Annotated in this window: 8 protein-coding genes; all 8 read right to left on the bottom strand. The window is 43.3% G+C overall.

The annotated features are described in order from the left end of the window. Positions 1 to 17 precede the first annotated feature (17 nt). The 8 genes from LKD46_RS15670 to tnpC all read right to left on the bottom strand — a co-directional run bounded on the left by LKD46_RS15670 (position 18) and on the right by tnpC (position 9822). Entirely contained in the window at positions 18 to 887 is an 870-nt protein-coding gene (locus tag LKD46_RS15670; RefSeq protein WP_092068663.1) for a patatin-like phospholipase family protein, read from the bottom strand. A 122-nt stretch (positions 888 to 1009) separates the two neighbouring features. Further along, positions 1010 to 2566, bottom strand: a complete 1557-nt coding sequence (locus LKD46_RS15675) for an ABC-F family ATP-binding cassette domain-containing protein (protein WP_021652255.1) — start codon at positions 2564 to 2566, stop codon at positions 1010 to 1012. A gap of 222 nt (positions 2567 to 2788) precedes the next feature. Beyond that, positions 2789 to 3778 carry a choloylglycine hydrolase gene (gene bsh, locus LKD46_RS15680; protein WP_118368677.1) on the bottom strand — a complete coding sequence of 330 codons (990 nt, stop codon included), beginning with the start codon at positions 3776 to 3778 and terminating at the stop codon, positions 2789 to 2791. Positions 3779 to 3795: 17 nt separating this feature from the next. Beyond that, positions 3796 to 5352, bottom strand: a complete 1557-nt coding sequence (cls, locus tag LKD46_RS15685) for a cardiolipin synthase (RefSeq protein WP_110102919.1) — start codon at positions 5350 to 5352, stop codon at positions 3796 to 3798. A 397-nt stretch (positions 5353 to 5749) separates the two neighbouring features. Continuing rightward, positions 5750 to 6553, bottom strand: a complete 804-nt coding sequence (locus LKD46_RS15690; RefSeq protein ID WP_021652251.1) for a hypothetical protein — start codon at positions 6551 to 6553, stop codon at positions 5750 to 5752. A gap of 16 nt (positions 6554 to 6569) precedes the next feature. Next, positions 6570 to 7388: an ImmA/IrrE family metallo-endopeptidase gene (locus tag LKD46_RS15695; protein WP_021652250.1), complete on the bottom strand. Its 819-nt coding sequence runs from the start codon at positions 7386 to 7388 to the stop codon at positions 6570 to 6572. Beyond that, positions 7388 to 7765, bottom strand: a complete 378-nt coding sequence (locus tag LKD46_RS15700; RefSeq protein WP_015527351.1) for a helix-turn-helix domain-containing protein — start codon at positions 7763 to 7765, stop codon at positions 7388 to 7390. Before LKD46_RS15700 ends, LKD46_RS15695 begins: the two co-directional genes overlap by 1 nt. A 437-nt stretch (positions 7766 to 8202) precedes the next feature. After that, positions 8203 to 9822 carry an IS66 family transposase gene (gene tnpC / locus LKD46_RS15705; protein WP_110102857.1) on the bottom strand — a complete coding sequence of 540 codons (1620 nt, stop codon included), beginning with the start codon at positions 9820 to 9822 and terminating at the stop codon, positions 8203 to 8205. Between the last annotated feature and the right edge of the window lie 245 nt (positions 9823 to 10067).

Genomic DNA, 10067 nt, shown 5'->3' on the forward strand with positions numbered 1-10067 from the left:
TTGTTTCGGTCTGTGATTCAGGAATCCAGGTAGGCTTTCAGCTTCTCCAGATCCTTTTTCATATCTGCTCTTCCTGTCTGGTAGATCCGCTCCAGATTGCTCTCATCACGCTCGATCATCGCCGCCTGGATGGGACTGCTCGGACGGATGATATGAACGCGACCCTCTTTTTCCAGAGCAGACAGTTCCTCCAGTGTTTCATTATAATGGATATGCCGTTCCTCCAGATCCTTCAGAAAAGCCGGATATTTATGTAATACTGCTTTCAGAAAAAGCTGCATCTTCGGGTTTGCTTTTTTTCGGTACTTCACATCTCTGGTAAGCACCACTACGTTTTTTTCGTATCCCCGGGAAAGCATCCACTTAACCGGGATCGGATCAGACACACCACCGTCCAGAAGTCTCTTTCCCCCAAGCTTCACCGGTCGGGAGGCTATCGGGATCGATGCAGACGCACGCATCCATTCAATATCCTCCACATCTCCGTTGGGACATTCATGATACACCGGTTTTCCTGTATCCAGGTCCGTACACACCACTGTAAATTTCATGGGATTTTCTGCGTAGGTCTGACGGTCAAAAATATCCAGCTTCCAGGGCAGTTCATAATATCCGAATTCCCGGCTGTATACATCTCCTGTGGTGATCCAGTTCCGGATGCTTGCAAGTCTTTTATCCTTGCAGTACTTTTTGTTATAGCGAAGAACTCTTCCGATCTGCCTGGACTTATAATTGCATCCAAAAACAGCTCCAGCCGATACGCCCACCGCACTGTCTGCGTAAATCTCATTTTCCATCAGAACATCGATCACACCGGCTGTATACAAGCCTCGCATACCGCCGCCCTCCATAACAATACTGAATTTTTTCAATTGTGTTTCTTTCATTTATTTGTCCTCTGTATTCTGTCTGGCAGACTCTGCTGCCCTTATGCTGTCATCTTTTATGTCCCATTTATTGTACTTTTCGAATTATATCGGTCTTTTCTGCCATATATCTATATCCATTATCAGAATATCTTGGTTGTCCACTTGCTCATATCCCAGACTTCATTTACCACATCCTGGTAAAATTCCGGTTCATGGCAGATGAGAAGGATACTTCCGCGGTATTCCCGGAGAGCTTTTTTCAGCTCGTCTTTTGCATCTACATCCAGATGATTGGTAGGCTCGTCCAGAAGAAGAATATTGGTGTCACGGTTCACCAGCTTGCAAAGACGCACTTTTGCCTGCTCACCACCGCTTAAAACTCGTACCTGGCTCTCAATATGCTTGGTCGTCAACCCGCATTTCGCCAGCGCGGAACGCACTTCATACTGGGAAAATGACGGAAATTCCTGCCAGAGCTCTTCGATACAGGTAGTTCGATTCTCACCTTTAACTTCCTGCTCAAAATATCCAATCTCAAGGTTCTCGCCCTGCTCCACACTTCCGGAAAGAGGCTTGATCAGTCCGAGAAGACTTCGAAGAAGTGTTGTTTTTCCTATTCCATTGGTTCCCACCAGTGCGATCTTCTGTCCTCGCTCCATAGTAAAATTCAGTGGCTTGGAAAGCGGCTCATCATAACCGATCACAAGGTCATGTGTCTCAAAAAGCATCTTTCCTGGTGTTCGGCCATAACGGAATTTGAACTCCGGCTTCGGCTTCTCTGCTGCCAGCTCGATCACATCCATCTTGTCCAGCTTTTTCTGGCGGGACATAGCCATGTTTCTTGTGGAAACACGGGCCTTATTCCTTGCTACGAAATCCTTCAGCTCACTGATCTCCTGCTGCTGTTTGCGGTAAGCAGCCTCCAGTTGTGCCTTCTTGACCGCATAGACCTCCTGGAAATGATCGTAATCTCCTACATAACGGTTCAGTTCCTGATTTTCCATATGATAGATAATGTTAACTACAGAATTCAGGAAGGGAATATCGTGGGAGATAAGGATAAAGGCATTCTCATAATCCAGAAGATATCTTTTCAGCCATGCAATATGCTCCTCATCCAGATAGTTGGTAGGCTCATCCAGAAGCAGGATGTCAGGCTTCTCAAGAAGAAGCTTCGCAAGAAGTACCTTGGTTCGCTGTCCGCCGCTTAGATCCGTAACATCACGGTCAAGCCCAAGATCCAGAAGGCCCAGAGCTCTGGCAACCTCCTCCACTTTGGCATCGATCGCATAAAAATCGTGAAGTGTCAGTTCGTCCTGGATCGTTCCAAGCTCTTCCATCAGACCATCCATCTCGTCAGGATCTGCAGTTCCCAGCTTGTCGCAGATCTCGTTCATCCGTTCTTCTTTTTTGAGAAGAGGATCAAAAGCGGATTTCAGCACCTGGCCGATGGTCATCCCCTTTTCCAGAACTGCATGCTGATCCAGATAGCCTGCGTGGACATTTTTTGCCCACTCTACCTTGCCCTCATCCGGCATCAGTTTTCCGGTCACGATACTCATAAATGTGGACTTTCCTTCGCCATTAGCGCCTACAAGTCCGATGTGTTCTCCCTTAAGAAGCCGGAAAGATACATCTTCGAAAATCGCTCTGTCTCCAAACCCGTGGGTCAGGTGTTCTACATTTAAAATACTCATTTGTTATATTCCTTTATCATTGTGGTTTTTCTGTTTTCCCGGAAGGGATTTTTAATAATGCTATAATATTATACTTGATATTTTTCTCTGCTGTAAAGTCAAATCTCTGTATACACTACGATCGGCTGACTGGCAGCTTTTTTGTATTACCGGTTAAGCTGCTGAATACTATTGAATAATTTTCCATCTTCCTACCCATTATCTTCTGTAAAAATCTTGTTCTTATTTATTATGCCATCGGATCTCACCGTTTAATATGATCGGATAACGGATCAGCTTGTCTGAATCAAGGTTTTCCGCATACATATCTACTGCGGTTATCTGGTGATTATCATATGTGGTATAATAATAGATTCCCTTTGTCGTGTTGCAGCATGAAGTATAGATCGTGATCTCATATGCGTCCTCTGATACCTCACAGCATCCCCGCTGCTGATCAACAGAGCCTAAAATATGGAAAAACTGGCTGACACTTTCGTTTTCCCCATCTCCGGATATTGCGTTTAATTTTGTAAATGCAACCTTTACAAATCTTGACTGGCTTGAAAGATCTCCCGGAATTCCCATTCCGCCCATTCCTCTGCTGTATGGATCCAGCTCCAGCACTCCTGCAAATGTACTTTCCGGCTGCTTTCTGGATACACCCGCATAATTGTTAAGTGCAAACATCTGACCGGGGAATGGAGGATTATTTGTAAGTACGCCAACAGGATCGTCATAGATGTGCATTCCGTCTTTCATGGATTCTACAACGATGCATTCCTCCTTGTCTGCGATCATCCAGTGAAGCTGTGCCGTTGGAAGCTGTTCACTGAAGGGTGTTCCCATAAGCTCCATATTGGAAAGCATCCTCCTTGCTTCAGCCACCGAAGCACACTGGGTAAGGATCCATGGAATAAATTCATATTGCGCCACCTGGACAAGATCCTTATCTGTCTCTGCCACTTCCTCTGCATATGCCGCATTCCCCACAAAGTTAAGTCCTGCCATACCCAGTCCCTTTTCATTAGCCGCATCATAATAAAGCGGATAATCTCCTGCTACAAACGCCATTCCTATGAGAGCATAATGTGTTTTTACTTTTCCTGCATATCGGAAATCGAACTCATAATTTCTTGGGGTTATGGTCACCTCTTCCCCATAGGAAAACTCATAGTCAAGAGTTCTTCCCATATAAAAATCCTTTGTCTGATACGTTGCTGCTGTACACATAGATTTACACCTCTTCCTTACAATAATCCTGCAAACAATCTCATGAAAAGCTGTCCCAGACGAAGATATGCACTGCGTCCTGTCCGGTATTGTTCTGTTACTTCCCGACATTCCTTCATTGTTTTTTCCAGGTCATTTCTTATGGATAACACAGCCGGACTGTCTGCCATAAAGCATCCGTTTTCAAAATGATGATAAAGGCTTCTGTAATCCAGATTTATGGTTCCGCAGGTTGCCATACAGTCATCTGCCACGCTCATCTTGGCGTGACAGAAGCCAGGTGTCCACTCATAGATCCGCACTCCATTTTTAACCAGTCCATGATAAAAGGAACGTGTAACACTGTAAATCATTTTTTTATCCGGGATTCCCGGTGTAATGATCCTGACATCAACTCCCCTCTTTGCAGCAAGACACAGCGCATGTGTCATTTCATCCGTAATGATCAGATATGGCGTTATAAACCAGCAGTATTTTTCAGCTTTGTTGACCATGCTGATATAAACTTCCTCTCCTACCTGTTCACCATCCATTGGACTATCTGCATAAGGCTGTACAAATCCGTTCTGAGCTGCCTTATATTCTGATCTTATAAAATATTTGCTGAAATCCTCATTATTATTCCTGTCATTGGCTGCATTCCACATTTCAAGGAATGTTGCTGTAAGCGACTGAACTGCATCGCCTTCAAGACGGATCCCGGTATCCTTCCATTGTCCGTAGGGATTGGTGTAATTAAAATATTCATTTGCCAGATTATAGCCGCCTGTGAAAGCTGCTTTTCCATCGATCACGGTTATTTTTCGATGATCACGGTTGTTCAGAAATACATTCAGACCCGGCATAAACGGATTAAATACCCGGCAGTGGATTCCGACCCGCTCCATCTTTTTTACAAAATCCGTATTAATAAAGCCAATAGAGCCCATATCATCATAAAATACTCGCACTTCCACGCCTGCCTGTACACGCTCCTCCAGCACTTTCTGGATCTTTTTCCAGGCCTCTGCATCCTCTATCGCATGGTATTCCATAAAAATAAACTTTTCAGCCTTTGACAGTGCTGATAACTGTGCTTCTAATCCCTTTACCGCCTCATCATAATAAACAATATCCGTGTTCTGGTATACGGGATAACCTGCATTTTTCCAAATATACTCACTGATATTTCCTGCTTTGGGGATTTTGTTTTTGATATTTTCCAGTTTTTCCCGATTGTCCGGCAGAAGCGGCAGAAGCTTTCTGTCGATATCCGCATATCGTTCTCGCATTTTACGGGTTCCGCCATTTAATCCGATCAACAGATACAGCGCTACTCCCATGATCGGAAACACAAGTATCAGAATGATCCACGGCATTTTCATGGAAGAGGTCTGATCGGATGCATATAGTGCCAGAACCAGAATTCCTGCAAAGACTCTAGTCAGCAGATTAACGATCTCCGCATATTCATTCAGCCTTGTGATCACGATAATGATAAAAGCTGCTTCCAATAAAATACAAAGCACTGAAAAGCATAATCGAATGACACCGTTTTTCGTTTTTGCTCTGCCCTCCAGTGTATCCTGCCTCATAAAACCGCCCCTTTCTGCATTGAATGGAAATTTTCTGTTGTGCGTAAGCCTAACTGAATATTCCTGTTTCGTAGTAAACTCAACAATTATCTTTTGTACTGCAAACAGCGCAGCTCTTACCTGGTGGTTACTTATCCACTGTAATAAAAAATGAAATACGAAGAAAGCCCTGGAAGCTGCAACTTCGAGGGCTTTTGCTTTTTCTGTTATAGACACTTTAATTCTTTTTTGCCTGCGAGCATTATATCATATGCGATTTTTCTTCGCAATATACTCTGTATACTTTTTAAGATGTTTCTGTTTTTACTGAACTCTTTGCTTCTATCATTGCAATAACTTTCTCCGCTGGTTTCCCAACTAGACATGTGATTGTTGGTATTCTTTAACCTGTTTTCACTTACCGCTTGTACCGCAACATACCATTTTTCAATTCAATAAATTTTCCGTTAAAGATTTCCTGCAACACCTGTCTGCATGGTATCCGTTGCAATCTTCTAACCTCAGACGCTTCCATTACTCGGAAAGTAGTTTGGTGATGATCTTGATAAAATGCAATGAGCGATTCAATATACGGCTCAGCATCTTCAAACGTCCAGTTTGCTTCCTCCTTCAAACGCGAGAATACCGATACCAGACTAATACATCGAACATCTTCAAAATTTGTAGCGCCATTCCGAGCATTTCGGTCATCGGAGCAGAACACATAAATCTGCTCCCCAAGCATCACCGACAAGACCTGCAACAGCACAAAAGACTTGATTTCTCCAAGATTATTTTTCTTGCCCACTTCGATATCGAGTCGTTCAAGCTCTTTCAAATAATCCTCTCTCGATATCGCCGTGTAATCAGCATCTTCCAATGCTCGATAATGTTCCGAAAAGTAATCTTTAGAAAAAACATCACAGGCCAATTTTAACATCTGTGTATAAGTCGCACACGCCAGCGGCCCTCGTACATGTGACAGGCTTTCAAGAATTTCTTGATCTGTGTAGCTTTTTATCTTTTGCGCGCCAATCTTTTCGCTCAACCAGATTGGCGCATCAGCATTATACCGATTAAGTTCTGTTACGATTTGCGCATGACAAAAGAACACATATTCCGGCAATTCCATGACCCGGTCAATCAAATGATTATCGCCGCCATCTTGAACAGAGTGCGTTTTGGAAATGAAATCGGTATCTAGCAGTGCATATTTTTTCACTTCGCTTTGACACCCCTCAATCCAAACCGTACTCTTTTTTCAGTTGAGTAATGTAAGCCACATCGTCATTTTCTCTGGATTCTGTCAGATACTCATGCTGTCTGTTATACTCAACTTTCTCAAGGAGTGTGCCAAAAGATTCTGTTCCCCTGCCATCAAGCTGCCAGCGCTTTGCCTTACCTATCAGTGATGCCCTTTTCATTACATTCGCAGAACTTATCTCCAGCAGCTTTTCAGCCTGCTGGTGGGATATGTTTCCACTTTCAAACAAGCGCAGTACAACTGCCTTGTAGGGCATAGCAAACATATCCATAAGTATCAAAACGGAATCTACCGAAACCAAATCTTTATCAATTCCATACAGTAGAATTTGCTCATGGAGAAGTTGATCCGGCATCAAAAGCAGACCTGCGAAGGCATTAGCTTCCAAGTCCTCCTGTGTTCTTCCTGTTTCATCACCTGTTGCCGAATCCAGCATAGAACCATTTTTTATATAGCTCTGGTCTGCATTTTCTACATAACAGTAGATATGGTACAATTCATGCGACGCAGCGAAAAACTGCTTACATAGTGGAAGTGCCGTATTTACGCACACAAAAATCGTATCCTGCTTCAAAAAAGTCAATGCCCATAATTCATCATCATGAATTGGAAAACGAAGCAGTTCCAGTGCAATTTCTTTCTTTCTTGCATAGTTCTGTATAACAGCAAAAATATTATCTTTGATAATAGAATTACCGACATACTCTGCCGAAAACTGCCTGACAACAGATTGAATTTCATCAAATTTCCTGTTTTGGCTTACAAAAAGGCTATCTTTCAGAACATTGTTCATCACTTATCCTCCCAGAGCTGCTCCATCTTTTTGCCATTCTCGCATGCCCTAGTGTGGAACAGAATCATGTCGGACAGTTCATCCGCAAGCCGGATTCCCTTTCTTGCTTCTTCTGTTTTAACACGCCCCATAAACGCATGAATCACATTCGTATCCATCGGCTTTTCTGGCATCTTCATCAGAGAATCCATCGACACATGCAGATATTCAGAAATCTTATGAAGTTCAATCGCATTGATTGCTCTTGCACCATTCATAATTTTGCTCATTGTCTGTTTGGAGACTCCAATTCCTTCTGCCAGATCAACCTGCTTTTTGTTTTCTTTTTTCAGTTCAGCCTGAATGTTGTTTGCAATTATCATATTTACATCCAGCATATAATCGCCTCCTGTTCTTGTACTTATATTATACGCTCTTTCACATAGAATATCAATTATTTAGAGACTGATCTTAGTTTTTAATTTATTTTGTCGCTATTTTAGTTACAAGTCATCGCTAACCTTCAGAAGAGTGGTTTACACTAACGCTATAAACCTGTATTTTCCTCATTCAAAAGACCTTCTACAACCTCAACAGAGAGATTTCTATGATAGAACAGCTCATTGCCGAAGCAACAAAATTTGATTTCAAAGTTGCTCTCAAAACGAATCCACCAAAAAACCGGTTAAAAAACACCCCATTGCTTTTCCAACGAGGCTTGTAATTGTTGCAGGTCGACAAAATGCTTGTTTCTACACCCCTTGACCTTTCTTTCGTATACGGTAAACTATCCGTACTGCTCTAACTTTAAGCCGCCGTTTCCGGCGGCAAGGTTTTAAATATTAGTTGCTTTTGTTTTGCTCCGGCATATTGCTGGAAGTTTTTCAGACCATGGCAGGATATCATTTATAAAACTATATTCCCTGTCATCCTGGTGGTCCTTCAATACAGTCAGGACATGTTCAAGATACCGAAAAGGATTCAGATTGTTAGCTTTTGCCGTTTCTGTGATGCTGTAGATAATAGCACTGGCATTTGCGCCATCCAGACTGTCGATCAGCTTCCATGTATGCTTATGGAGACAAAAGCTACGCAGAGCACTTTCTGTCGCATTGTTATCCATAGGAATATCACCGTCTTCCAGAAAGGCTTTCAGAGAAACTTCCTGATTGATACAGTAGTTGATCCCATCCAGAGTCTTTCCTCTGGAAAGCTGATTTTTAATCTGGATCTCTTTTGCCCATGCAAAGAAGGCCTCTACAAGAGGTCTGATATTGGCCTGACGGTACATCTTTCTGACTTTTGCAGGCTGTCCCTCCATCTGGTTGTCCAGATGATAGATTGCTGCGATCCGGCTGACTGCTTCGTAAGCTACAGTCTCTTTCGCATTTTTCTGTGCTGCTTTCGGCAGGGCTTTCAATGCCTCCGCAAACCTGCGCCTTGCATGTGACCAGCAGCCGGCAAAGACGATGTCTGGATTTTCCCTGTCCAGCTTCCTGTATGCAGAGTAACCGTCGCATACTACGATCCCTTTAAAATCCTTCAGGAATTCTTCCGGATGGTCCGCTTTTCGGGTTCGCTGGTATTCATACAGGATGATCGGAGTATCCGCATAACTCTTTCCGGTCCGATAGATCCACATGTAACTTTTACTGTTTACCGGCCGTCCATCCTTAGTGACCATGACTGGAGTCTCATCAGCCTGAAGTACATGAAACTGATACATCTCCTTATGGAGCCGGTCATAAAGGATTCCCAGATACCTGTCCGCACACTGGATCATCCAGTTTACCATGACCTGTCTGGAGATATGGATGTCATTCCGCAGGAATTCCTGGCTGATCCTGTAAAGAGGAAGCCCGTTTACGTACTTGGCATTCATGATGCTTGCCGCAAGTGACGGAGTGAGCAGGCTGTTACGGAGCAGATTCTTCGGACGGTCCGCTTTTATGATTGTCTGGTTGTCCTTACCAGCGTAGACTGCCACATGATGTTCTTCAACAGTATAGACTGCCGGCTGCACACGTACCCTTTTATATATCTCGTCTGGAAGCTGTTTCCATCCATCTGTGCCAAAGACATCCTGGAGTTTTTCTTCTGACAGGGTATGGACGATCACTTCAATCGGAAGATCTTTTAGAGCTGCCTCCCGTTTTCCTTTATTTTTACGACGCGGCTGTATCACATCTTCCTCAACAGGCTCAACTACATACAGTGTTTCCGTAAGTGCTTCAGCCTCATTAAATATAAGCTCCAGTTCCAGCTGTCCGGAGATCGTTTCCAGTTTTTCGGAAGAACGGCCGTAACGCTTATTGTTTGCGTCAGCGATCTGCTCGATCAGGCGCTCCATGTTTGTATTCAGCTGGTGAATCTGATCCTGCATGGACAGGATGACTGCCATAAGTGTTTCCCTGCTGAAATTATTCAGTTCTTCTTCTGTATATACTTTTGCCATGGATGCCGTTCTCCTTTACCTGATGTTCCTATTGTAACGCAAAGATAAAGAAAAAGCGAATCAGGCAGACAGGGTATTCGTCATTTTTACTAATAGATGAATACTATGAAAAACTCAAAAAACTATTAGTTTTTCGGGCTTTTCAGAGTACTTATCCACAAGCCCTGCAAAGGGGCCTGAAAGTACTCCTGAATAAATGAAGGCAGCGGAATTATGAAAAGTGGATAACTCTTTTTCGGGACTTA

It is taken from the genome of Blautia fusiformis, assembly GCF_020686995.1.
Classification (GTDB): Bacteria; Bacillota; Clostridia; order Lachnospirales; family Lachnospiraceae; genus Blautia_A; species Blautia_A fusiformis.

Excerpts from the sequence above, each read along its gene's own strand:
- LKD46_RS15670 (WP_092068663.1), bottom strand. The coding sequence starts at position 887 with ATGAAAGAAACACAATTGAAAAAATTCAGTATTGTTATGGAGGGCGGC.
- LKD46_RS15675 (WP_021652255.1), bottom strand. The coding sequence starts at position 2,566 with ATGAGTATTTTAAATGTAGAACACCTGACCCACGGGTTTGGAGACAGA.
- bsh (WP_118368677.1), bottom strand. The coding sequence starts at position 3,778 with ATGTGTACAGCAGCAACGTATCAGACAAAGGATTTTTATATGGGAAGA.
- cls (WP_110102919.1), bottom strand. The coding sequence starts at position 5,352 with ATGAGGCAGGATACACTGGAGGGCAGAGCAAAAACGAAAAACGGTGTC.
- LKD46_RS15695 (WP_021652250.1), bottom strand. The coding sequence starts at position 7,388 with ATGAACAATGTTCTGAAAGATAGCCTTTTTGTAAGCCAAAACAGGAAA.
- LKD46_RS15700 (WP_015527351.1), bottom strand. The coding sequence starts at position 7,765 with ATGCTGGATGTAAATATGATAATTGCAAACAACATTCAGGCTGAACTG.
- tnpC (WP_110102857.1), bottom strand. The coding sequence starts at position 9,822 with ATGGCAAAAGTATATACAGAAGAAGAACTGAATAATTTCAGCAGGGAA.